Origin of the sequence: Citrobacter rodentium NBRC 105723 = DSM 16636, from assembly GCF_021278985.1 — a bacterium.
Lineage (GTDB): Bacteria > Pseudomonadota > Gammaproteobacteria > Enterobacterales > Enterobacteriaceae > Citrobacter_A > Citrobacter_A rodentium.
On sequence record NZ_CP082833.1, the window covers coordinates 3,607,287 to 3,629,963 of the forward strand.

24 protein-coding genes are annotated in these 22,677 nt (G+C 56.0%); 12 read left to right on the forward strand and 12 right to left on the reverse strand.

Going from position 1 to position 22,677, the window contains the following annotated elements; genetic code table 11:
• Positions 1-37: 37 nt before the first annotated feature.
• Complete coding sequence (gene htpX, locus K7R23_RS17110; protein ID WP_012906105.1) at positions 38-919, forward strand: protease HtpX; 882 nt, start codon at positions 38-40, stop codon at positions 917-919.
• A gap of 88 nt (positions 920-1,007) precedes the next feature.
• Here the strand turns inward: htpX and K7R23_RS17115 are convergent, their stop codons facing one another.
• Positions 1,008-2,381: an MFS transporter gene (locus tag K7R23_RS17115; RefSeq protein ID WP_012906104.1), complete on the reverse strand. Its 1,374-nt coding sequence runs from the start codon at positions 2,379-2,381 to the stop codon at positions 1,008-1,010.
• 176 nt (positions 2,382-2,557) lie between these two features.
• Between K7R23_RS17115 and kdgR the strand changes: the two genes are divergently transcribed.
• Positions 2,558-3,349 carry a DNA-binding transcriptional regulator KdgR gene (gene kdgR / locus K7R23_RS17120; protein ID WP_012906103.1) on the forward strand — a complete coding sequence of 264 codons (792 nt, stop codon included), beginning with the start codon at positions 2,558-2,560 and terminating at the stop codon, positions 3,347-3,349.
• A 67-nt stretch (positions 3,350-3,416) separates the two neighbouring features.
• Here the strand turns inward: kdgR and K7R23_RS17125 are convergent, their stop codons facing one another.
• Positions 3,417-3,656, reverse strand: a complete 240-nt coding sequence (locus K7R23_RS17125; protein WP_012906102.1) for a YobH family protein — start codon at positions 3,654-3,656, stop codon at positions 3,417-3,419.
• A gap of 157 nt (positions 3,657-3,813) precedes the next feature.
• On the opposite strand from K7R23_RS17125, the gene mgrB reads away from it, so the two are divergent.
• The 6 genes from mgrB to rlmA all read left to right on the forward strand — a co-directional run bounded on the left by mgrB (position 3,814) and on the right by rlmA (position 8,183).
• Complete coding sequence (gene mgrB / locus K7R23_RS17130; protein ID WP_012906101.1) at positions 3,814-3,960, forward strand: PhoP/PhoQ regulatory lipoprotein MgrB; 147 nt, start codon at positions 3,814-3,816, stop codon at positions 3,958-3,960.
• A 74-nt stretch (positions 3,961-4,034) separates the two neighbouring features.
• Positions 4,035-4,322, forward strand: coding sequence for a YebO family protein (locus K7R23_RS17135; protein WP_012906100.1), 288 nt, complete (start codon positions 4,035-4,037; stop codon positions 4,320-4,322).
• Positions 4,323-4,977: 655 nt separating this feature from the next.
• Complete coding sequence (locus tag K7R23_RS17140; protein WP_042623298.1) at positions 4,978-5,121, forward strand: DUF2627 domain-containing protein; 144 nt, start codon at positions 4,978-4,980, stop codon at positions 5,119-5,121.
• Between the two features lie 12 nt (positions 5,122-5,133).
• A complete protein-coding gene (gene cspE, locus K7R23_RS17145) occupies positions 5,134-5,343 on the forward strand; it encodes a transcription antiterminator/RNA stability regulator CspE (protein ID WP_001062678.1) in 210 nt (69 codons plus the stop codon).
• 221 nt (positions 5,344-5,564) lie between these two features.
• Positions 5,565-7,310 carry a peptidoglycan glycosyltransferase FtsI gene (gene ftsI / locus K7R23_RS17150; protein ID WP_012906097.1) on the forward strand — a complete coding sequence of 582 codons (1,746 nt, stop codon included), beginning with the start codon at positions 5,565-5,567 and terminating at the stop codon, positions 7,308-7,310.
• A 63-nt stretch (positions 7,311-7,373) separates the two neighbouring features.
• A complete protein-coding gene (gene rlmA, locus K7R23_RS17155) occupies positions 7,374-8,183 on the forward strand; it encodes a 23S rRNA (guanine(745)-N(1))-methyltransferase (protein ID WP_012906096.1) in 810 nt (269 codons plus the stop codon).
• On the opposite strand, the gene mntP is transcribed toward rlmA, so the two are convergent.
• The 5 genes from mntP to manX form a co-directional block, all read right to left on the reverse strand.
• Positions 8,180-8,746: a manganese efflux pump MntP gene (gene mntP, locus K7R23_RS17160; protein WP_012906095.1), complete on the reverse strand. Its 567-nt coding sequence runs from the start codon at positions 8,744-8,746 to the stop codon at positions 8,180-8,182. The genes rlmA and mntP overlap by 4 nt on opposite strands.
• A gap of 414 nt (positions 8,747-9,160) precedes the next feature.
• Positions 9,161-9,619, reverse strand: a complete 459-nt coding sequence (locus K7R23_RS17165; RefSeq protein WP_012906094.1) for a DUF986 family protein — start codon at positions 9,617-9,619, stop codon at positions 9,161-9,163.
• A 58-nt stretch (positions 9,620-9,677) separates the two neighbouring features.
• Complete coding sequence (locus K7R23_RS17170; RefSeq protein ID WP_024132703.1) at positions 9,678-10,529, reverse strand: PTS mannose transporter subunit IID; 852 nt, start codon at positions 10,527-10,529, stop codon at positions 9,678-9,680.
• Between the two features lie 12 nt (positions 10,530-10,541).
• On the reverse strand, positions 10,542-11,342 hold the full coding sequence (manY, locus tag K7R23_RS17175; RefSeq protein WP_012906092.1) for a PTS mannose transporter subunit IIC: 801 nt from the start codon (positions 11,340-11,342) through the stop codon (positions 10,542-10,544).
• A 57-nt stretch (positions 11,343-11,399) separates the two neighbouring features.
• Positions 11,400-12,368, reverse strand: coding sequence for a PTS mannose transporter subunit IIAB (gene manX / locus K7R23_RS17180; RefSeq protein WP_012906091.1), 969 nt, complete (start codon positions 12,366-12,368; stop codon positions 11,400-11,402).
• Between the two features lie 314 nt (positions 12,369-12,682).
• On the opposite strand from manX, the gene K7R23_RS25985 reads away from it, so the two are divergent.
• Together K7R23_RS25985 and yoaE are read left to right on the forward strand one after the other, a co-directional pair.
• Complete coding sequence (locus K7R23_RS25985; RefSeq protein ID WP_420830984.1) at positions 12,683-12,823, forward strand: protein YoaL; 141 nt, start codon at positions 12,683-12,685, stop codon at positions 12,821-12,823.
• Positions 12,811-14,370 carry a CNNM family cation transport protein YoaE gene (gene yoaE, locus K7R23_RS17185; protein WP_012906090.1) on the forward strand — a complete coding sequence of 520 codons (1,560 nt, stop codon included), beginning with the start codon at positions 12,811-12,813 and terminating at the stop codon, positions 14,368-14,370. The genes K7R23_RS25985 and yoaE overlap by 13 nt, the downstream gene beginning before the upstream one ends.
• 5 nt (positions 14,371-14,375) lie before the next feature.
• Here the strand turns inward: yoaE and K7R23_RS17190 are convergent, their stop codons facing one another.
• The 4 genes from K7R23_RS17190 to pabB form a co-directional block, all read right to left on the reverse strand.
• Positions 14,376-15,974 carry an EAL domain-containing protein gene (locus tag K7R23_RS17190; RefSeq protein WP_012906089.1) on the reverse strand — a complete coding sequence of 533 codons (1,599 nt, stop codon included), beginning with the start codon at positions 15,972-15,974 and terminating at the stop codon, positions 14,376-14,378.
• A gap of 147 nt (positions 15,975-16,121) precedes the next feature.
• Positions 16,122-17,486, reverse strand: a complete 1,365-nt coding sequence (gene sdaA, locus K7R23_RS17195) for an L-serine ammonia-lyase (RefSeq protein ID WP_012906088.1) — start codon at positions 17,484-17,486, stop codon at positions 16,122-16,124.
• A 574-nt stretch (positions 17,487-18,060) separates the two neighbouring features.
• On the reverse strand, positions 18,061-18,639 hold the full coding sequence (locus K7R23_RS17200; RefSeq protein ID WP_012906087.1) for a CoA pyrophosphatase: 579 nt from the start codon (positions 18,637-18,639) through the stop codon (positions 18,061-18,063).
• 3 nt (positions 18,640-18,642) lie between these two features.
• The gene (gene pabB / locus K7R23_RS17205) at positions 18,643-20,004 is read right to left on the reverse strand and encodes an aminodeoxychorismate synthase component 1 (protein WP_012906086.1); all 1,362 of its coding nucleotides are present in this window, start codon (positions 20,002-20,004) and stop codon (positions 18,643-18,645) included.
• 73 nt (positions 20,005-20,077) lie between these two features.
• Here pabB and K7R23_RS17210 point away from each other — a divergent pair, with 73 nt between their 5' ends.
• Positions 20,078-20,257 carry a YoaH family protein gene (locus K7R23_RS17210; RefSeq protein WP_012906085.1) on the forward strand — a complete coding sequence of 60 codons (180 nt, stop codon included), beginning with the start codon at positions 20,078-20,080 and terminating at the stop codon, positions 20,255-20,257.
• Between the two features lie 7 nt (positions 20,258-20,264).
• On the opposite strand, the gene K7R23_RS17215 is transcribed toward K7R23_RS17210, so the two are convergent.
• On the reverse strand, positions 20,265-20,609 hold the full coding sequence (locus K7R23_RS17215) for a RidA family protein (RefSeq protein WP_012906084.1): 345 nt from the start codon (positions 20,607-20,609) through the stop codon (positions 20,265-20,267).
• Between the two features lie 129 nt (positions 20,610-20,738).
• Here K7R23_RS17215 and K7R23_RS17220 point away from each other — a divergent pair, with 129 nt between their 5' ends.
• A complete protein-coding gene (locus tag K7R23_RS17220; protein WP_012906083.1) occupies positions 20,739-22,649 on the forward strand; it encodes a DNA repair helicase YoaA in 1,911 nt (636 codons plus the stop codon).
• Positions 22,650-22,677: the final 28 nt, after the last annotated feature.

Sequence of the window (22,677 nt, forward strand, 5' to 3'; positions counted from 1 at the left end):
ATAGTGCGTTTTGTTAAGTTGAGGTTAAAAGAAAATTATGATGCGAATCGCGCTCTTCCTGCTGACGAACCTGGCGGTGATGGTCGTGTTCGGGCTGGTGCTGAGTCTGACCGGGATCCAGTCGAGCAGCGTTCAGGGCCTGATGATCATGGCGCTGCTGTTTGGTTTTGGCGGCTCCTTCATCTCCCTGCTGATGTCTAAATGGATGGCGTTACGTTCCGTCGGTGGTGAAGTCATTGAGCAACCGCGCAACGAAAGAGAACGCTGGCTGATGAATACTGTCGCCATGCAGGCGCGTCAGGCCGGTATCGCTATGCCGCAGGTTGCTATCTATCACGCGCCGGACATTAACGCGTTTGCCACCGGCGCGCGCCGTGATGCCTCGCTGGTCGCGGTCAGCACCGGGCTGTTACAGAATATGAGCCCGGATGAAGCAGAAGCCGTAATCGCGCACGAAATCAGCCATATCGCCAATGGCGACATGGTCACCATGACGCTGATTCAGGGCGTTGTGAACACCTTCGTTATCTTTATTTCGCGTATTCTGGCGCAGATTGCCGCCGGTTTTCTGGGCGGTAACCGCGATGAAGGCGAAGGCAGCAACGGCAACCCGATGATTTACTTTGCGGTCGCGATGGTGCTGGAACTGGTCTTCGGCATTCTGGCGAGCATTATTACCATGTGGTTCTCGCGTCACCGTGAATTCCACGCCGATGCAGGCTCCGCGAAACTGGTGGGGCGTGAAAAGATGATTGCCGCGCTGCAGCGTCTGAAAACCAGCTACGAGCCGCAGGAAGCCTCCAACATGATGGCTTTCTGCATCAACGGTAAAGGTAAATCGATTAGCGAGCTGTTTATGACGCACCCGCCGCTGGATAAACGTATTGAAGCGCTGCGCAGCGGGGAATATCTGAAGTAAGCGACGGTTATCACTGGCTGGATAAGACGCTCGCTTCGCCATCCGGCAAAACGGTAACTCTGAAAGCGCGTCTACGGACGCGCTTTTTTTACGCCTGCGCGCGTGGTTGCGTAATCCGTAAGCCGCTGACTATCGCCGCAACGGACGCCAGTATAGCGGCGGCCAGCAGAGAAACGTGGGTGCCGCTATCGCCGAAATGGTTGAGCATGAGGGCAACCAGCGCCGCTCCCGTACTTTGTCCCAACAGCCGGGCGGTGCCCAGCATACCGCTCGCTCCGCCGCTGCGTTCGCGTGGGGCGGAAGTAATGATGGTGTGGTTGTTGGGCGACTGGAACAGACCAAAGCCCGCGCCGCAGAGGATCATCGGCCAGATGATATTCAGATCGGCTGGGGCGGCGGGCAGCATGACGAGAGCAAAAAGGCCGCCAGCCATCACCACCATACCCAGCGCGCCGAGTAATCCGGCATGAACGCGCTTAATCAGATAGCCGGCCAGCGGCGCCATCACCATCGTCGCCAGCGGCCAGGGGGTCAACAGCAGCCCGGTTTCAACCTCGCTGCGTCCGAGGACGGTTTGCAGATAGAAGGGAAGAGATACCATTGCCAGCATCTGCGCGCAGAAAGAGCAGATTGAGGTACAAATAGACAGCGAAAAGAGCGGAATACGCAGCAGGTCGACAGGCAATAGTGGCACCGGTAAGGCAAGCTGTCGGCGGATAAAGAAAAAGCCTACCACCAGCAGTCCGGCCAGTTCGGCGCCGATCAGGATCAGCGATTGTCCCTGCGCAAAACCGCTGAGCGCCGAGATCAACAGGCCAAACGTCAGCGCGTTCATCACTGCGCTCGGCAGATCGAAGCGTGGCTTGCTCCCCCTTGAAGCGTTAGGGGGTAAAAAACGTATTGCCAGCAGCAGGGCGATGATACCCAGCGGGACGTTAATCAGGAACAGCCATTTCCAGGATGAAATGGAGAGGATGGCAGCGGCAATCGTTGGTCCGGCGGCGGATGAGACGGCGACGATAAAAGAGTTAATGCCCATACCGCGGCCAAGATGGCGCTGCGGATAAATCAGGCGAATAAGCGCGGTGTTAACGCTCATCAGCGCCGCGCCGCCGAAACCCTGCGCCACGCGGGCCATCGTCAGCATTTGCAGCGAGTCGGACAGCGCGCAGCAAAGCGAGGCCAGGACAAATACTACCAGGCCGCACTTATAAATGCGGCGATAGCCAAACATATCGCCGAGAAACGAAAGGGAGAGCAGCGAGACGACAATGGCGATCTGATAGGCGTTGACCACCCAGATCGAGCTGGCGGCGGTGGCCTGCAAATCGGTCGCGATGGTGGGAAGCGCCACGTTGGCAATCGCGCCGTCAAGCACGGCCATTGAGATCCCGATGACGATGGTTAAAATTGCGCCGTATCGTTGGGGCAGCGGCAGGCCGTCGGCCTGAGTTATATTCATATAAGTGATGTTATTTGTGAGGAATATGATCAAGGTAACGATTTTAGCACTGATATTCAGGCGTTATGTCGCAGATTTGTAACGAAGTAAGCAAAGATGGATTGCGGGCGCCGGAGCGTGAAATTATAATAAAAACTCGTTCTGAATTTTATAAAACACTCGTAATGAGGTGATAGATGGCTAACGCAGATCTGGATAAACAGCCTGATTCTGTATCTTCCGTGCTAAAAGTTTTTGGCATTTTGCAGGCTCTGGGAGAGGAGCGTGAAATAGGGATTACCGAACTGTCTCAGCGCGTCATGATGTCAAAAAGCACCGTTTATCGCTTTTTGCAGACCATGAAAACCCTGGGCTATGTGGCGCAGGAAGGGGAGTCAGAGAAATATTCCCTGACCCTGAAGCTGTTTGAACTGGGCGCACGCGCGTTGCAAAATGTCGATCTTATCCGTAGCGCGGATATCCAGATGCGCGAGCTTTCTCGCCTGACCAAAGAAACGGTTCACCTCGGGGCGCTGGACGAGGACAGCATTGTCTACATCCATAAAATTGATTCCATGTATAATTTGCGCATGTACTCGCGCATCGGTCGCCGCAACCCGCTGTACAGCACGGCCATTGGTAAGGTGTTGCTGGCCTGGCGTGACCGGGATGAAGTCAAACAGATCCTGGACGGCGTTGAGTATAAGCGCAGCACCGGACGCACCATCACTACGACGGAAGAGCTGCTGCCGCTGCTTGATAAAGTGCGCGAGCAGGGGTACGGCGAAGATAACGAAGAACAGGAAGAAGGTCTGCGCTGTATCGGCGTGCCGGTATTCGACCGTTTCGGCGTGGTGATCGCGGGTCTGAGTATCTCGTTCCCGACGCTGCGTTTTTCTGAAGAGCGTCTGCACGAATATGTCGCCATGCTGCATACTGCAGCGCGTAAGATTTCTGAGCAGATGGGTTATAACGATTATCCGTTCTGATCGACGCCAGATTGTAAAAAACCAGCCCGATTGCAGGCTGGTTTTTTTATGCTCAATATCCTGGCGCTTAGCCCTTATCGACGACAACCGTGCTTTTACGCAGTAACGGGCAGTCCGTCAGGCCGATGATTCCGCTATCAGAATGGACATATTGTGCGGTCGCAGTCCCGCGGGCGGTGAGGTATTTGCACTGAAGTCCAAGCCCTGCCGCATTCACCATGCTGCCAATCAGTATGCCATAACCGCTCAGCAATAACCCAATCCAGACCAGCGCAAGCACCACGACGGCGCGAATAATTATACGCATTACAACCTCTTTTTCTTCTCTGCTACGCTGAGCTTAGCGTTTACATTTCTTGAAACAAGTGAATGATTCCTAAAAAGATACAATCTCGCTACAGTTAGCCCCGGTTTAAGATAGGAATGGTAAGCTGGCAGCCTAAGAGGTTGATGCGGAGAGCGGAGTGAAAAAGTTTCGATGGATAATTCTGGTCATGGTTGTTGTACCTGTATGTCTGCTGCTGTGGGCTCAGGTGGTCAACCTTATGTGCGATCAGGATGTACAATTTTTCAGCGGAATTTGCGCCATCAATAAATTTATCCCCTGGTGATGCCATTTCGGCATCCGTTGATTTCCTTCCTCTGTAGCAGTGGTAGAATGCGCCGTCTACTTTGAGGTGGTGAAATGAACGAAGTTGTAAATGCTGGCATACTGAATTTTGCGTCTTTGATAGTATCAATGGTGGTACTTGTTGTGGGGCTGGCGCTGTGGTTCTTTGTTAACCGCGCCAGTTCGCGCGCCAACGAGCAGATTGAGTTGCTTGAAGCATTGCTCGAACAGCAGAAAAGGCAAAACGCGTTGCTGCGCCGTCTGTGTGAGGCGAATGAGCCGGCGAAACCGGCTGAGGCGCCCGCGACGGCAAACGGCGGCAAAACGGATGATGACATCATCCGTCTGGTCGCAGAGCGTTAAGCCCTTCAGCGGGAAGTGAGCGACGCCGCGTCTTGCGGGTCGCTCCTTCCTGTTCCGACATGATGCACATAATCAGTGCATGTCCTTCCCGCTTCGCGCATGAGATAATTTCATCGAACAATGAAAGCGTTAACGGCCCGGGCCGTGAAATTATATTTCCCGACGGGTAAATAAAACGATCTTCGTTTTTATTGTAAGCGTCATTGTTTTATTTTTAGCGAAACGTTTCTCTCCCTTTTTTTGTGCATTGTCATCATTCCTTCATTAAATTAGTGCATAAGATTGAGGGTAATCGCGACGGGATAAAATGTATGTTGAATATGCAACTATCCCTTTTTTGCGTTAAGACAATTTATGCATAACAAAGCAAAATTTGTGCAAACGACGCAGGCGGACAAAAGGTAGCCGGGAGAAGCTGGCGGTTCTGAAAATCCTGGTCTATGGTTATGAAGTCCTTGTTGCGCAACCGTTCCGGCGTAGTTGCCGAAACGCCGCGAGACTCATTCGGTATCAATGTTGACGCATAACTGTGCAGTCGCTTGTTATCGACTTGCGAGATTTGTGCGACGGATCGAGACACGTTTAAAAATGGCTTGCCATAATTAACGTTGTATGTGATAACACGTTTTGGGTTAAACGAGGTACAGTTCTGTTTATGTGTGGCATTTTCAGTAAAGAAGTCCTGAGTAAACACGTTGTCGTTGAATACCGCTTCTCTGCCGAACCTTATATTAGTGCCTCAAGCAGTAATGTCTCAGTTTTATCTAAGTTATGCCTGCGGGCGAAGAAAACATTCTAAGGAATTTTGCAAATGGCAAAGATTAAAGGTCAAGTTAAGTGGTTCAACGAGTCTAAAGGTTTTGGCTTTATCACTCCTGCAGACGGCAGCAAAGACGTGTTTGTACACTTCTCTGCAATCCAGGGTAACGGCTTCAAAACCCTGGCTGAAGGCCAGAACGTTGAGTTCGAAATTCAGGACGGCCAGAAAGGCCCGGCTGCTGTTAACGTAACCGCTATCTGATCGACACCTCTCATTTGATGCGCTCAGGCGCAGCAATCTCAGATTTAAAGCCTCGCAGATGCGGGGCTTTTTAATTCAGATTCCTTCAAAATATTACAAAACCTTCCTCCGTTAGTGATTTGTTGCAAAGCCACACCGTTATTAGCATTGTTCTCACCGCTTTCCGGCGGAACTTCCCGTTAAATCATCCACCTGACCAGAAAAGCGAAGCGGGAGTAACGGTGAAAAAGAAAAGTGACGGCGCGGCCAGGAGTTTTACCCCTGTGCGTTTTGCGCTGCTTTGTGTGGCGATATTGCTGAGTCTTGGATTATTGCTGGGCCGGGTGGCGTGGCTGCAGCTGATTTCCCCCGATAAGCTGGTCAGGCAGCAGGACATGCGCTCACTGCGTGAGGTGACCACCGCGTCGCCACGCGGGATGATCGTCGACAGGGAAGGGCATCCGCTGGCCGTCAGCGTGCCGGTGGATGCCGTCTGGGCCGATCCGAAAACCTTGCTGAGTAAAGGCGGCGTCGGCTATGACGCACGCTGGCAGGCGCTGGCTGATACGCTGCATTTATCGCTCAGTACGCTGGCGGAACGCGTTAACCATGCGCCAACGGGTCGCTTTCTTTATCTGGCGCGGCAGGTTTCACCGCAGCAGGCGCAGTGGATCGACCAACTCAATCTTCCCGGTATTAACCTGCGCGAAGAGTCGCGTCGCTTTTATCCGGCAGGCCATGTCGCCGCCAATCTGATCGGCTTCACCAATATTGACGGGCAGGGCATCGAAGGCATCGAGAAAAGCTTTAATGCGCAGCTGATGGGCAAGCCGGGGTCGCGTCTGGTACGGAAAGATAAATTTGGTCACGTTATTGAAAACATTACCGAAGTCAGTCCGGTGCCGGCGCACAATTTACAGCTCAGCATTGACGAGCGGCTGCAAACCGTCACGGAAGATGCGCTGGATAATGCCGTCACCTGGAATAAGGCAGAATCGGGAGCCGCAATACTGGTGAGTATTGCCACGGGGGAGGTGCTGGCGATGGCGAACTATCCTGACTTTAATCCCAACAACCGTGACGGCGCGGTGCTGGATGATTTTCGCAATCGCGCTATCAGCGATACTTTTGAGCCTGGTTCCACGGTGAAGCCGCTGGTGATTATGACTGCGCTGCAGCAAGGCATTGTGCAGCCGGACAGCGTCATTGACACCCATCCCTTTATCCTTGACGGACACCGTATTCGCGACGTCGGTTTTTACCCCGAGCTGACCCTGACCGGCATATTACAAAAATCGAGCGACACCGGCGTCTCGCATCTGTCGCTGGCAATGCCCGTCCAGCGGCTTATTGACACTTATAAGAACTTTGGCTTCGGCCAGCCGACCGGGCTGGGGCTCACCGGTGAAAGCCGGGGACTGATGCCGCAGCGCCGCTACTGGAGCGATCTGGATCGCGCCACGTTTGCTTTTGGCTACGGTCTGATGGTCACGCCGCTGCAGCTGGCGCACGTGTACGCCACCATTGGCAGCTTTGGTATCTATCGCCCCCTCTCTATTACCCGCATCGATCCGCCGGTGATCGGGAAACGGGTGATGCCGGAAGCGCTAGTCCGCCAGGTGGAACATATGATGGAAAGCGTGGCGCTGCCGGGCGGCGGCGGGACGAAAGCGGCGGTGCGGGGCTATCGCGTGGCGGTGAAAACCGGCACTGCCAAGAAGATTGGCGACGACGGAAAATACGTGGATAAATATGTGGCTTATACCGCAGGCGTCGCGCCGGCCAGCAATCCGCAGTTTGCGCTGGTGGTGGTGATTAACAATCCGCAAAACGGTTCATACTACGGCGGCGCAGTATCAGCTCCGGTGTTCAGTCAGATTATGGGGGATGTGCTGCGGCTGGAAAATGTCAAACCCGATGGAATGCCCCCTGACTCCAGCCATCTGCTGGTCATGGACAGCCATAAAGCGTTTGCGCACACGCTGTGAAAGATTCTCCCGTGGCGTAAATCGCGCTACACTTGCGGCCTTTCGTTGTTTGCCGGAGTCGTTATGTCGTTTGCCTGTCCGCTTTGCCACCAGCCCCTTGCCCGGGTGGATAACAGCTTAATTTGCCCACAGCGGCATCAGTTTGATGTGGCGAAAGAGGGATACGTTAATCTGCTGCCGGTGCAGCATAAACGTTCGCGCGATCCGGGCGACAGCGCGGAGATGATGCAGGCGCGGCGCGCCTTTCTCGATGCCGGACACTATCAGCCGCTGCGTGACGCCATCGTGGACAAGCTTACCGCGCATCCGGGCGCGTCGGCATCCTCACTACTCGATATTGGCTGTGGGGAAGGGTACTACACCCACGCGTTCGCCGACGCGCTGCCCGCAGCGACCACCTTTGGCCTTGATGTGGCAAGGGTGGCGATAAAAGCTGCGGCAAAACGCTATCCGCAGGTAACGTTCTGCGTGGCCTCCAGCCATCGATTGCCGTTTGCCGATGCCAGTCAGGACGCGGTTGTACGAATCTACGCCCCCTGCAAGGCGGCAGAGCTGGCGCGGGTAATAAAACCCGGCGGGGTGGTCATTACCGCAACCCCTGGGCCGCGTCATTTACTGGAGCTGAAAGGGCTGATTTATGATGAGGTGCGGCTTCATGCGACGGGTAACGAACAGCTGGAAGGCTTCACCCTGCAAGAGCAGCTTTCCATTGCCTATCCCATGCGCCTGAGCGGTGCGGAAGCGGTCGCTTTATTACAGATGACGCCATTCGCGTGGCGAGCGAAACCGCAGGTATGGGAGCAACTGGCGGAGCGGGAGAGGTTTGACTGCCAGACGGATTTTCATCTGCATATCTGGCAGCGCGCCGATTAACCGTAAAAGTGCGCCCAGAGGATCTGGACGCCAAGAGCGAGCAGTACAAGGCCGCCGAGAATTTCAGCCCGCTTGCCAAGCAGCGGGCCGATAAAGCGGCCAATCATCATGCCCAGCGTCGACATAATCAGCGTCGCGCAACCGATAGCCAGCGCGGTGGCGATAATATTCACCTGCAGGAAGGCCAGGCCGATACCAACAGCCATGGCATCAAGGCTGGTGGCGATCGCCGTAGTGACCAGCAGCCAGAAACCGTGGCGGCGTGGCGGTTCTTCATCGACATCGTCAGCGCCGCGGAAACCTTCGATCATCATGCGCGCCCCTAAGAATACCAGCAGCACGAAGGCGATCCAGTGGTTCCACTCCAGCACCACCTGACTTGCCAGCATCCCCAGCCCCCAGCCGATCAACGGCGTCAGGGTTTCGACGGAGCCAAAGATGAGGCCGGTGCGCAGGGCTTCAGAAAATTTGGGTTTATGCAGCGCGGCGCCTTTGCCGATTGAAACGGCGAAAGCATCCATCGACATGCCGAAAGCGAGAATGATTGTGGCGGTGATATTCATGACAGCGTCCTGACCGGGGTTTCCATAAAACACACCACTGCCCCCAGTAAACATGCTGGCCGCAATAAATTTTCAGCAGCCTGCATAGCAGTTGATGTGCCTATGGTCTCGCCTGACTAACCTGATTGTTAGTCCGTACGCGCCACGTTTTGCAACGAGTATGTTGACACGTACATTTCCGCAGTCCGGAAATCGGCTACTCCCCAAATGACGGCGCAACCTTAACATATTTTGAGAATATAAAACAACTGTGGAGAAAATATTATTGTCGCCTAATTGAAAATGATTTTCATTTAATTTTAACTTTTAATAAAACGTTAAAATAAATAACATTTTTGTCGCAACAATATAGCCCTTGCTATGTTTGATATTACGCTGATAGCAAAAAAACAGTGCGCAGGCTATCTGGTTAACTCATTGAGAGGAAATGAGAAGTTTATATATTTTTTCGAGATCGTCGATATTTCGCACACGAATCAGCAGACGGCGTTGTTCTAATTGCATCACCAGAACGCCATCTTCCGATAAATTCATCTCTTTAATACGGTTATATTCTATCCACACATTGGCGAAGAAAAATCCTCGTTGTTTAAAGATGATTTTCGGTGTGCGGATCCAGAAAATATAAAAGCCCATCAGCGCCAGCGCCGATAATAACCAGGTAGTGATTAACGCGCCCTGGCTGGTCACGTTGTTGTAGATAAGAATGGCGATTAAGCCGATAAAAATAACGCTGTCCACGCGGCTGCGGCGCAGCAGGGGGATGGCAAGAAGCGTCGGGCCGTTGCGGCGGGGCATGATGAACTGATCGTAGATGGCGTACGCCAGTAACGCGGCAATAAAAAGAACCAGCACCAGGTCCGTGATCGACATCTCTCCTCCTGAAACATAAAAAACGGGGCCGTACAGGCCCCGGTTGTGTACAACAGTCTTACTGGCCCAGCAGGCCGACGGCGTAGCCCGCGATACCGATGACGAAGAAGCCAACGATGATCCACAGCGGGTTAACTTTCTTACGCAGCAGCCACATACAGGCAAAGGTCAACAGCAGCGGCACCAGACCCGGCATCAGCTGGTCGAGAATGGTCTGTACGGTGGTGACGCGCGTCTGTCCGTCCTGGCCGGTGATAGTCGAAACCACCAGCGGGATATTGACGTGCGTCCACTTGTTCACCAACGCCCCCATCACAAACAGGCCGAGGATGGACGCCCCCTCAGTCAGTTTTTGCAGGAAGCCGCCGCCCATATCTTTAACGATATCGACGCCTTTGCGATAGCCATAAGCCACGCCGTAATAACGGGTCGCCAGACGCACCAGGTTAAACAGGATAAAGAACAGCAGCGGACCGAGCAGGCTACCGCTCATGGCGATCCCGGCGCCCAGCGCGGCGAATACCGGACGCACGGTCCCCCAGAAAATCGGATCGCCAACGCCTGCCAGCGGGCCCATCAGACCGACTTTGATACCATTAATCGCACCATCATCGATCTCTGCGCCATTAGCGCGCTGTTCTTCCATCGCCAGGGTAACGCCGAGAACCGGCGCTGCAACGTAGGGATGGGTGTTGAAGAATTCCAGGTGACGTTTAATCGCCTGCTTACGCGCATCGTTATTCTCCGGATAGAGACGGCGGATCGCCGGCACCATGGAGAAGCAGAAACCCAGCGCCTGCATACGTTCGAAGTTCCATGAACCCTGAAACAGGTTAGAACGAATGAACACGCCACGAATATCACTCTGAGTGAGTTTTTTCTCAGTGGTAGTTTTAGTCATATCAACCATTTCGGTCACCTGTTAGTCCAGTTCGTTATCGAGATCGTTGTTACCCGCAGCCTGCGCTGGCGCACCTGCCACACGGTTGTATTTCGGGCTCAGCTGAATGTAGAGGATGGCCATAACCGCGCCAATCACACCCAGAGCGACCAGGTTGAAGTTAGTAAACGCCGCCGTGACGAAGCCGAGGTAGAAGAACGGCATCAGATAGCCTGCGCGCATCATGTTGATGACCATCGCGTAACCGACCACGACGATCATGCCGCCGGCGATGTTCAGGCCGCCCGTTACCACTTCCGGAATCGCGTTCAGCATGCTCTGAACTTCGCTGGTGCCAACGGAGATGGCGACGATAACTGCCGGAATCGCGATACGCATCGCCTGCAGGAACAGGGAAGAGACGTGCAGCCAGGAGAGCGCCGTCAGGTTGCCGTTTTCCGCCGCCTTATCCGCCGCGTGCTGGAAGGCGACGGTGATGGTACGAACGATAATGGTCAGAACCTGGCCCGCAGCGGCCAGTGGAATCGCCAGGGCGATACCGGCGCCGATGCTCTGATGCCCGGCGATAACCAGAACGGTAGAGATAATGGATGCCAGCGCGGCATCGGGTGCGACGGCGGCGCCAATGTTCATCCAGCCCAGGGCGATCATTTCCAGGGTACCACCGATGATAATACCGGTTTTCATATCCCCGAGTACGGCGCCAATCAGCGTACAGGCCACCAGTGGGCGGTGGAACTGAAATTCATCAAGTACCGACTCCATACCTGCGATACATGCGACGATGAACACCAGCACAATCTGAAGAGTGGTAATCTCCATTGTACTTCTCCTATTGCTATACAGACTTAAGTGTGAAAGCTAATTAAATGCCGGTGGTTACTTGCCCACTTTGGCGATCAAATCCATCATTTTCAGTTTCGGATCGGTTGAAACCTTCCGCGCTTCAAGCTCAATACCGCGCGCGTTGAGTTTATTGAAGGCTTCAATATCTTTCGCATCGACGGAGATGGCGTTGTTCACCTGAGTTTTGCCCTGACGGAAAGCCATCCCGCCAATGTTTACGGAGGTGATCTTTACGCCGCCTTCGACAATACGCTCGACGTCGGTCGGGTTAGTGAACAGCAGCATTACCCGCTCGCCGGCGTATTTCGGGTTGTTGTACACGCGGATCATCTTGGCGACGTCAACCACGTGAGCCGTGACGCCGGGCGGCGCGACCTGAGTTAACAGCGTTTTACGCACGGTATCGGCGGCAACTTCATCGCTGACGACGATAATGCGGGTGACGTTAGTTTCTTTGGTCCAGCGGGTCGCCACCTGGCCGTGGATTAAACGGTCATCGATGCGCGCGAGGCCGATCACCATGTAATCGTTCGGACCCATCGGTTTTGCCGGGGCGGCGGCTTTGGGCGCGGCGGCAACAGGGGCTGGCGCCGCGGTTTCGACCGGTTTGGCCTTCAGCGCTTTCACGCCTTCGCGACCGGTTTCGACGGCAAGCTGCACCAGTTCGTCAAACTCCGGGTTGTCGTCGCGCGCCATGAAGGTTTCCACCAGCATCGGGATATTGACGCCAGCGATAACTTCATAATGCTCTTTGTCGACAACAATACGGCTGGCAGCGTTAAACGGGCTGCCGCCCCAGGTATCGACGAGGAACAGCACGCCTTTACTGGTATCGAGTTTTGCTAACTGAGCGTTGTACTTTTCGATCAGCGTTTCGGCGTTTTCGCCGGGTACGAAATCGATCCAGCCGACGTTCTCCTGCTCGCCTAACAACATCTCTGCCGTTTTAAGTAACTGCTCTGCAGCCCAACCATGTGTGCCTATCACAATAGCAATGGTCACTTGCTACCTCCTTTATTATCGTTAACACATCATTTAACGAGATGTATTTGAATCGTCGTCCGCAATCGAATCGATTCAGATAAGGGTTACAATGAAAAAGCGATGAATTTCGTGAATTATTTTAGATATCGAAAAAAATATTTTATGTGATGAAGATCCGTAATTTAGCTTTCCCTGATAAGAAAATTCGGAGCGTGAAATATGCCAGTTACAATTGTTTGCAAAGGAAGGTAAATCTTTGCCAAAAATGCAGTTCCTCTGTTATGTTTACCTTCTGTTTAACTTATCAGGAGTATAGGGCAACAGCCCGCTGTATGGATCGTCACCGATGTCATTTCACTTTCAGGCCTCAACGCGCCTGCCACTCTGGCATTTCATGTCACGCCTTTCGTCTGCATATTGCTGTATCGCCTGTTAACCATTCCTTAAGCAGGAGCTTGTCATGGAATTTTTAATGGACCCCTCCATCTGGGCGGGTTTGCTTACGCTTGTCGTCCTTGAAATTGTTCTGGGTATCGATAACCTGGTCTTTATCGCCATTCTGGCGGATAAGCTGCCGCCAAAGCAGCGCGACAAAGCGCGTCTGATTGGTTTATCGCTGGCGCTGATTATGCGTCTGGCGCTGCTGTCCGTGATCTCATGGATGGTCACCCTGACCAAACCGCTGTTTTCAGTGATGGATTTCACTTTTTCCGGCCGCGACCTGATTATGCTGCTGGGGGGACTATTCCTGCTGTTCAAGGCCACTACCGAACTGCATGAACGGCTCGAAAACCGCCAGCACGATGCCGGGCATGGCAAAGGCTATGCCAGCTTCTGGGTCGTGGTCATGCAGATCGTCGTACTCGACGCCGTCTTCTCTCTTGACGCGGTCATTACCGCCGTCGGGATGGTGAACGATCTGCCGGTCATGATGGCGGCGGTGGTGATTGCAATGGCGGTGATGCTGCTGGCGTCGAAACCGCTGACGCGTTTTGTGAACCAGCATCCGACGGTGGTGGTGCTCTGTCTGAGCTTCCTGCTGATGATCGGTTTAAGCCTCGTTGCGGAAGGCTTTGGCTTTCATATACCGAAAGGCTATCTGTATGCGGCGATTGGTTTCTCGATCGTTATCGAACTGTTTAACCAGATTGCGCGTCGCAACTTTATCCGCCAACAGTCGACGCTGCCGCTGCGTGCCCGTACCGCTGACGCCATTCTGCGTCTGATGGGCGGCAAACGTCAGGCGGCGGTTCAGCACGAATCAGACAGCCTGGCAACGGTGCCAGTGCCGGAAGGCGCGTTCGCTGAAGAAGAGCGCTACATGATTAACGGCGTGCTGACGCTGGCCCAGCGCTCGCTGCGCGGCATTATGACCCCGCGTGGCGAAATCAGCTGGGTGGATGCCAACCTGAGCGTGGACGAAATCCGCGCGCAGCTGCTCTCCTCGCCGCACAGCCTGTTCCCGGTGTGCCGTGGCGAACTGGATGAAGTGATCGGTATCGTACGGGCGAAGGAGCTGCTGGTGGCGCTGGAAGAGGGCGTTGACGTCGCGGCGATTGCCTCGGCTTCTCCGGCCATTGTGGTTCCGGAAACGCTGGATCCGATTAACCTGCTGGGCGTTCTGCGCCGTGCTCGCGGCAGCTTTGTCATCGTCACCAACGAGTTTGGCGTGGTGCAGGGGCTGGTCACGCCGCTGGATGTCCTTGAAGCGATTGCCGGCGAGTTCCCGGACGCCGACGAAACGCCGGAAATTACCCCGGACGGCGACGGCTGGTTAGTGAAAGGCGGCACCGATCTGCACGCGTTGCAGCAGGCGCTGGCGGTTGATAACCTGGTCGATGATGACGAAGACATTGCGACGGTCGCAGGTCTGGTGATTGCCGCGAAAGGGCACATCCCGCACGTCGGCGAAGCGATTGAGGTTGCCCCGCTCAGCATCACTATCGTTGAAGCCAACGACTACCGGGTGGATCTGGTGCGAATTGTTAAAGAGCAGCCTGCCCACGACGAAGAAGAGTAATCTCTCTAACGCACAGGCATAGCGGGCGCGACTTGTCCGTTATGCCTTGCGGTTGGCGGCTGACTGCCCGCCAGCCACTGCGGAAAATCACGCAGCGGCATGGGTTTCGCATACAAATATCCCTGCAATAAACTCACCCCGTGCTGACGCAAATAGTGCGCCTGCGCCGGGGTTTCCACCCCTTCCGCCACCAGCTCAATATTCAGACGCTGCCCCAGCGCGATAATAATGTCGGTTACCGTTGAGTTGACCGCGTCGGTGCCAATCGCATTGGTAAAGGATTTATCAATTTTCAGCACGTCCGGACGCAGCTTTTCCAGCCACGACAGCGAGCTGTTACCCGTTCCGAAATCATCGATCGCCAGCCTGATATGCTGGTTTTGCATCTCACGCACAATGTGATAATCGACGTCGCGCAGGGCATCGCGTTCGGTCAGTTCAATCACCAGCTGCTGAACAGGCTGTGCGCTGAACCAGTATTGGCGGAGGTCGTGCAGCAGTTCGCCCCGGCGGAAATGGCTGGCGGCGACGTTAATGCCGATATGAAACTGGCTGCTCAGCGGGAAAAAATGCCGCTGTCGCAGGGTTTCCGCCAGAACATAGCGGGTCAGCGGCGCAATAAGGTGGTGCTCTTCGGCGATGGGGATAAAGACGTCAGGCGAGATCCAGCCCTGACGGGGGTTATTCCAGCGCAGGAGGATCTCGACGCCGGTACACTGCTGCGTTCGCGCGTCGAGCAGCGGCTGACAAAACAGTTCGAATTCCCGCTGGGCGATGGCGAGGTTAATTTCCCATGAAAAGCTCACCCGGTTTGCCGTCGCCAGCCAGGCGAGATAGCCCACCAGCAGGCTCAGCATCAGGGCCAGCGGTAGCTGGGAGGGCAAGGTTCTGAACGCCAGCTCCTCCGCGCCGGGACCGCTGACGCTGATGCTGAAGGGAAAGTGTTGCGAAGGGAGCTGATACCGCTCATCGCCTTGCGCCGCAGGCAGGGTATCGACGACGCCCTGACCGTAAAGCAAATGGCGACTGCCGACCGTCAGACTGGCGCTGGTGATTTGCGGTCTGCGTGGCTCCAGCAGCAGCGTTATCAACAGGTCGATATTTACCACTTCCAGCAGACCGTCTTTACCGTCAGGCGAGGAGGGATACCACTGGACCAGGATCGGAGTGCCTTTTAACAGTACCGGATCGGTGGCAAGCAGCAGCCGCGCGTCTGCAACAGGAAGATCGGGCAGCAGCTGGCGTATCGGGACATCGCGATAGCCGAAAATGCTGGAACAGTACAGCACGCCGTCCTGGACAAGCGCGATGGAGCGCACCGTCTGCAGCCGGGCGGCCTGTTTACGCAACGGCAGATGCGCCATTGCGCAGGGAAGGCCAATCAAGGGCAGCAGCGCATCGCGCCCCTGCTGCAGCGGGTGCAATATCGCCTCAAGCGACGCCACCGCATGGGAAGCGAACGTCGCGGTGCGCTGATGATTTAAATTGCGCTCCGAAATAAATCGGACGCTGAGGGTCACGACGAGCGTAATCAGCGCGCACAGCGTACAGAGGATAAAGCGCCGGCGGCGATATTTTTTTATGATCCGTTGTGCTGTCTGCATGCAGGCCACCCGAGAACCGTCAGCCACAAAAGCCGACCGTAACAGAGCAAGTGTAGTGGGGAAAATGCGTAGCGACGAGGCAGGATAAATAATTTCGCCCATCCGTCACAGACGGGCGAAAATAGCTAACGGAACAGAGCGATGGAATTAATCACACTGTACTTTAATCGCCAGGCCACCGCGGGAGGTTTCGCGATACTTGGCGTTCATGTCCTTACCGGTTTCGTACATCGTTTCGATGACTTTATCCAGCGAGACGCGCGGCGCGCTGGTGCGGCGCATCGCCATGCGCGCGGCGTTAATCGCTTTAACCGAGGCAATGGCGTTACGCTCGATACACGGTACCTGAACCTGACCGGCGACCGGGTCGCAGGTCAGCCCCAGGTTATGCTCCATGCCGATTTCCGCAGCAACGCACACCTGCTCCGGGCTGGCGCCCAGCAGCTCTGCAAGCCCGGCGGCGGCCATCGAACAGGCCACGCCGACTTCACCCTGACAGCCCACTTCCGCGCCCGAAATTGACGCGTTCATCTTATACAGCGCGCCAATCGCACCGGCCGCCAGGAAGTAGCGGGTGTAAATGTCCGGGCTGACGGATTCAATAAAGTGATCGTAGTAGGCCAGCACCGCAGGCACGATGCCGCACGCGCCGTTGGTCGGCGCCGTTACCACCCGTCCGCCGGCGGCGTTCTCTTCGTTTACCGCCAGGGCAAACATATTCACCCAGTCAATTACGTTCATCGGATCGCTGGACAGCTTGTCGCTGGAAACCAGCATCCGGCGCAGCGCGGAGGCGCGACGCGGCACGCGCAGCGGCCCCGGCAATACGCCTTCGGTATTCATTCCGCGATCGATACAGGCCTGCATGGTCTGCCAGACGTGACCGAAATACTCTTCGACCTCTTTTTTGCTGTGCAGCGCCAGTTCGTTCTGCATGGCGAGGCCGGAAAGTGACAGACCGGTGCTGCTGCAAAAGCCCAACAGCTCGGTTGCGGATTTAAACGGATAGGGCACGCTGACGTCACTGGCCGCATCCTGGCCGAAATGTTCTTCATCAACGATAAAGCCGCCGCCGATGGAGTAATAGGTTTTGCTGTAAACGGCGGTATCGCCGCTGTACGCATGGATCTGCATCCCGTTTTCATGCAGCGGCAGGTTGCCGTTGTGAAAACGCATACCGTCGCTGGACGGAAAATCGACTTCATGGCTCCCCTGGGCCAGCAGCAGGCGACCGCGCGTTTGCACATCGCGGATAAAGCCGGGGATGCTGTCTATATCCACGGTGGCAGGTTCGTTGCCCGCCAGACCCATAATAATGGCGATATCGGTGTGGTGACCTTTACCCGTCAGCGACAGTGAGCCATACACGTCAACGGCGACACGGGTAACGCTATCCAGTAATCCTTTTTCGACCAGGTCATCGACGAACTGTTTACCCGCCTTCATAGGCCCTACGGTATGGGAAGATGAGGGACCAATCCCCACCTTAAACATGTCGAATAGACTAATCACGATATGACTCCTCACAGGGTTACCGGAGGTTTCCAGTAACGATGTTATAACTGCGCATAGTGTAAGAGGGAACGCGGAGTACGGCTTAACTATTCACATGAATTAAACTAATGGGTAACCGCGTTTTTACTAATGTTGTGACGGGGGTTTCAGGTTATATTTTATGCGCGTAAAGATAAGTATAGCTTGACGCCGTTTACAGGCCAGATATCCCGGCGGCGCAGCCGCCATCCGGAAACGTGCCCGGTGGCGCTGACGCTTACCGGGCCTACAAAAGAAGCAGGACCGTAGGCCGGATAAGGCGTAGCCGCCATCCGGCAACGCGCCCGGCGGTGCTGACGCTTACCGGGCCTACAAAAGAAGCAGGTCTGTAGGCCGGATAAGGCGTAGCCGCCATCCGGCAACGCGCCCGGTGTCGCTGATGCTTACCGGGCCTACAAAAGAAGCAGGTCTGTAGGCCGGATAAGGCGTAGCCGCCATCCGGCAACGCGCCCGGTGACGTTGACGCTTACCGGGCCTACAAAAGAAGCAGGACCGTAGGCCGGATAAGGCGTAGCCGCCATCCGGCAAAACGTTACGGCTTCATGCCTATCTGCAACGCCAGTTCGCGAATGATCCCCGCGGTCATCCCCCAGACGAAATAATGCTCATACCACGACAGCCACACGCGGTGGGAATCGCCGCGGCGGTAAACGTCTAACGGATGGTAGCGTCCTAAATGCAGCGCCTGCGCCAGCGGCATTTCAAATACCGCGGACACTTCGTCTTCACTGGCGCGATATGGCAGGTTGGGCGGGATAACGCCGACCACCGGCGTCACCTGGAATCCGGTAACGCTGTCGACCGGCGGCAGAACGCCGATCACCTCGACGACATCCGGCGGAATGGCCACCTCTTCCTGCGCCTCGCGCAGCGCGGCAGCGATAAGCGACGCATCGGTGCTGTCTACCGCGCCGCCGGGAAAGGCCACCTGTCCGGCATGTTTGCGCAGATGTACCGAACGCTGCGTCAGCAGCAGGCCGGGTTCCGGGCGGCGAACGACGGGAATAAGCACGGCGGCCTGGCGCTGGTTGAGCGACGCGCGATTGATCTGCGGGCGCAAAAGCTGGAAGCGTGATAAAAAATCATCCAGCGTCAGACTAGTGATATCCACGTTTTAGCTCTCCAGTTGTTGCAGGATACGGTTTACTTTATCAAAAGTTTCCTGATATTCGGCCTGTTCTTCACTGTCCGCGACGATGCCGCCACCGGCGGAACAGTAAATCTGCCCGTTCACCGCCGTAAGCGTGCGGATGGTAATGCTGGTATCCATATTGCCGCACAGGCTCAGGTAGCCAATGCTGCCGCACCATGCGTTGCGCCGCTGCGGCTCCAGTTCATCAATAATCTCCATTGCGCGGACCTTCGGCGCGCCGGTAATGGACCCCCCTGGAAACGCGGCGCGAAGCAGGTCGCTGGCATGGCGCGTTTCGGGAAGGCGCGCGGTAATGGTGCTGACCAGATGATGCACTGCCGGGAAAGGCTCGACGATGAACAGCTCCGGCACCCGTACCGATCCCGGCACCGCCACGCGGCCCACGTCGTTGCGCATCAGATCGACAATCATCAGATTTTCAGCGCGATCTTTGGTTGAGCGCGCCAGTTTCTCCGCCTGTCGGCGATCGGCCTGCGGGTCCGGCAGGCGCGGCAGCGTGCCTTTAATCGGTCGGGTCTGGATCTCGCCGTGGTCAACCCGGATAAACCGCTCCGGCGACAGGCTCAGTATCGCGCCTTCCTCAAGGCGTAAAAAAGCGCTGAACGGCGCGCGGTTGGCCTGATTCAGCCGTTCGAAGGCCAGCCATTCGTCGCCCTGGTAAGTCGCCTGAAAACGCTGCGCCAGATTCACCTGATAACAGTCGCCGCTGTGCAGATAATCCTGTACCCGGCGGAATTTCTCACCGTACTGCTCACGGCTCATATTCGACCGCCAGCCGGAAGTCAGCCGGAACGGCGCGCGCTCCGGTGGCCGTTGGCTTTGCAGCCAGTCGAATCGCGCCCGGACGTCAGCGTGGCTGAGCAGGGTCACGCGCTGTCGCTGGTGGTCGACGATCAGCGCCCAGTCATAAATGCCGACCGCCATGTCGGCAACGGTGATATCCTGCTGCGCGGCGGCGGGTAGCGTTTCAAAGCGACGACCGAGATCGTAACCGAACAAGCCCAGCGCGCCGCCCTGAAACGGCAGATCGGCGCTGTACGGCGGCTGGACAGATAAGGACGTCAGCGCCGTTTGCAGTAGCGCCAGCGGATCGTCGTGGCTGCGCTGGCAGCCGTTAGCATCCACGATGCACGTCACTTCGCCGTGAGTGGTCAGCGTTGTGAGCGGGTCGGCGACCACAATGTCGAAGCGGTTGTGCGGATGATCCGCGTGGCCGGAATGCAGCAGCATCGCCCACGGCTGCGCGCTCAACGGCGCAAAATAAAAGTCAGCGGCGTCCGCACGCCAGGGGAGCGTAAGAGTAGCGGGAGATAACGTCTTCATTGATCCTGACTGTACTGGCTATGTGCCGGGTAGCATGAAATAATTAGCGCAGACAATTTAGCAGGAGTTTACGATGTTTGCAGGTTTACCTTCTCTCAGCCATGAACAGCAACAGAAAGCGGTCGAGCGTATTCAGCAACTGATGTCGCAGGGCATGAGCAGTGGACAGGCCATTGCGCTGGTGGCGGAAGAACTGCGCGCCACCCATACCGGCGAACGGATTGTGGCGCGTTTTGACGATGAAGATGAGTAGCGCCGACTCAGAGCGCGGCGATAATCTTAATCTCAACCTTATATTTCGGATTCATTAATCCGGCCTGCACCGTACAGCGTACCGGCGCGTGTCCGGCTACCACCCAGGCGTCCCACGCTTTATTCATCGCCGCGAAATCGCCTTTATCGGCGAGGAAGATAGTGGCGTCAAGAATGCGCGATTTGTTGCTGCCCTGTTTCGCCAGCGCGGCGTCAATTTGCGCCAGCGTGTTGGCGGTCTGTTCAAACGCATCGGCGTCGAGATTTTCCGGTACGCCGGTGTAGTACAGCGTATTATTATGGATCACCACATCGGACCAACGATCTTCCGCATCGACACGAATAATAGTCATAAATTTTTCCTTTTTAACGAACTACCTGAAGTGGCAAGACTGCCACAATGTCGGCCCGCCGTCATCTCTTCAACTGGCGTAAGCGTCGCTGGCCTGACATAATCCCTGTTCAAATTAACAGGGGGTAGTGTGACGGACGATTTTTCACCAGACGGTCAACTGGCTAAAGCGATACCGGGTTTTAAACCGCGTGAACCACAGCGGCAGATGGCCATCGCCGTCACCCAGGCGATTAAAAAATCGCAACCTCTGGTGGTTGAAGCCGGAACGGGAACGGGCAAAACTTATGCCTATCTCGCGCCCGCGCTGCGCGCCGACAAAAAAGTCATTATCTCGACGGGCTCGAAGGCGCTCCAGGATCAGCTCTACAGCCGCGACCTGCCTACGGTGGCGAAGGCGCTGAACTACAGTGGTAAGCTGGCGCTGCTGAAGGGCCGTTCGAACTATCTCTGCCTGGAACGCCTTGAGCAGCAGGCGCTGGCGGGCGGCGACCTGCCGGTGCAGACCTTAAGCGATGTGATCCTGCTGCGCTCCTGGTCGAATCAGACCGAGGATGGCGATATCAGCACCTGCGTCAGCGTGGCTGAAGATTCCCAGGCCTGGCCGCTGGTCACCAGCACCAACGATAACTGCCTCGGCAGCGACTGCCCGCTGTATAAAGACTGCTTTGTGGTGAAGGCGCGCAAAAAGGCGATGGATGCCGACGTGGTGGTGGTCAACCATCATCTGTTTCTGGCCGACATGGTGGTGAAAGAGAATGGCTTTGGCGAGCTGATCCCGCAGGCGGAGGTGATGATTTTCGATGAAGCCCATCAGCTTCCGGATATCGCCAGCCAGTATTTCGGCCAGTCGCTCTCCAGCCGACAGCTGATGGATCTGGCGAAAGATATCACCATCGCGTATCGCACCGAGCTGAGAGATACCCAGCAGTTACAGAAATGCGCCGACCGGCTGGCGCAAAGCGCGCAGGACTTTCGTCTGCAGCTGGGCGAACCGGGCTACCGCGGCAATTTGCGCGAACTGCTGGCTGACCAGCGGGTGCAGCGCGCCTTTCTGTTGCTCGATGATACCCTGGAACTCTGCTACGACGTGGCGAAGCTGTCGCTTGGCCGCTCGGCGCTGCTCGACGCCGCCTTTGAACGCGCCACGCTGTATCGCGCGCGCCTGAAGCGGCTGAAAGAGATCAATCAGCCGGGGTACAGCTACTGGTACGAGTGCACCTCGCGCAACTTTACCCTCGCGCTGACTCCGCTGACCGTGGCGGATAAGTTCAAAGAGGTGATGGCGCAGAAGCCGGGGAGCTGGATTTTTACCTCCGCCACGCTGTCGGTAAATGACGATCTGCGCCATTTCACGGCGCGGCTGGGTATCGAGCAGGCGGAGTCGATGCTGCTGCCAAGCCCGTTTGATTACAGCCGTCAGGCGCTGCTGTGCGTGCCGCGCAACCTGCCGCAGACCAACCAGCCGGGAGCCGCGCGCCAGCTGGCGGCAATGTTAAGACCGATCATCGAAGCCAATAACGGGCGCTGTTTTATGCTCTGTACCTCGCATGCGATGATGCGCGAGCTGGCGGAGCAGTTTCGCGCCACCATGACGCTGCCGGTGCTGTTGCAGGGCGAAACCAGTAAGAGCCAGCTGTTGCAGCAGTTTGTCAGCGCCGGTAACGCGCTGCTGGTGGCGACCAGCAGCTTCTGGGAGGGGGTGGACGTGCGCGGCGACACGCTTTCGCTGGTGATTATCGACAAGCTGCCGTTTACCTCGCCGGACGATCCGCTGCTGAAGGCGCGAATGGAAGACTGCCGGTTACGCGGCGGTGATCCATTTGACGAAGTGCAGTTGCCCGATGCGGTGATTACCCTCAAACAGGGCGTGGGGCGGCTGATCCGCGACGGCGACGACCGCGGCGTGCTGGTGATTTGCGACAACCGTCTGGTGATGCGTCCGTACGGCGCTACCTTTCTCGCCAGCCTGCCGCCTGCGCCGCGTACCCGCGATATCGCCCGCGCCGTGCGTTTTCTCGCCATTCCTTCAACGGAGTAATTTGTTAAGGAGTATGGTAAGATGCGGG

Excerpts from the sequence above, each read along its gene's own strand:
- kdgR (WP_012906103.1), top strand. The coding sequence starts at position 2,558 with ATGGCTAACGCAGATCTGGATAAACAGCCTGATTCTGTATCTTCCGTG.
- mntP (WP_012906095.1), bottom strand. The coding sequence starts at position 8,746 with ATGAATATCACCGCCACAATCATTCTCGCTTTCGGCATGTCGATGGAT.
- K7R23_RS17170 (WP_024132703.1), bottom strand. The coding sequence starts at position 10,529 with ATGGTTGATATGACTAAAACTACCACTGAGAAAAAACTCACTCAGAGT.
- K7R23_RS17210 (WP_012906085.1), top strand. The coding sequence starts at position 20,078 with ATGTTTGCAGGTTTACCTTCTCTCAGCCATGAACAGCAACAGAAAGCG.
- cspE (WP_001062678.1), top strand. The coding sequence starts at position 5,134 with ATGGCAAAGATTAAAGGTCAAGTTAAGTGGTTCAACGAGTCTAAAGGT.
- K7R23_RS17115 (WP_012906104.1), bottom strand. The coding sequence starts at position 2,381 with ATGAATATAACTCAGGCCGACGGCCTGCCGCTGCCCCAACGATACGGC.
- K7R23_RS17140 (WP_042623298.1), top strand. The coding sequence starts at position 4,978 with ATGTGTGGCATTTTCAGTAAAGAAGTCCTGAGTAAACACGTTGTCGTT.
- yoaE (WP_012906090.1), top strand. The coding sequence starts at position 12,811 with ATGGAATTTTTAATGGACCCCTCCATCTGGGCGGGTTTGCTTACGCTT.
- rlmA (WP_012906096.1), top strand. The coding sequence starts at position 7,374 with ATGTCGTTTGCCTGTCCGCTTTGCCACCAGCCCCTTGCCCGGGTGGAT.
- K7R23_RS17125 (WP_012906102.1), bottom strand. The coding sequence starts at position 3,656 with ATGCGTATAATTATTCGCGCCGTCGTGGTGCTTGCGCTGGTCTGGATT.
- htpX (WP_012906105.1), top strand. The coding sequence starts at position 38 with ATGATGCGAATCGCGCTCTTCCTGCTGACGAACCTGGCGGTGATGGTC.
- K7R23_RS17135 (WP_012906100.1), top strand. The coding sequence starts at position 4,035 with ATGAACGAAGTTGTAAATGCTGGCATACTGAATTTTGCGTCTTTGATA.
- pabB (WP_012906086.1), bottom strand. The coding sequence starts at position 20,004 with ATGAAGACGTTATCTCCCGCTACTCTTACGCTCCCCTGGCGTGCGGAC.
- K7R23_RS17190 (WP_012906089.1), bottom strand. The coding sequence starts at position 15,974 with ATGCAGACAGCACAACGGATCATAAAAAAATATCGCCGCCGGCGCTTT.
- manY (WP_012906092.1), bottom strand. The coding sequence starts at position 11,342 with ATGGAGATTACCACTCTTCAGATTGTGCTGGTGTTCATCGTCGCATGT.
- K7R23_RS17165 (WP_012906094.1), bottom strand. The coding sequence starts at position 9,619 with ATGTCGATCACGGACCTGGTGCTGGTTCTTTTTATTGCCGCGTTACTG.
- K7R23_RS25985 (WP_420830984.1), top strand. The coding sequence starts at position 12,683 with ATGGATCGTCACCGATGTCATTTCACTTTCAGGCCTCAACGCGCCTGC.
- K7R23_RS17215 (WP_012906084.1), bottom strand. The coding sequence starts at position 20,609 with ATGACTATTATTCGTGTCGATGCGGAAGATCGTTGGTCCGATGTGGTG.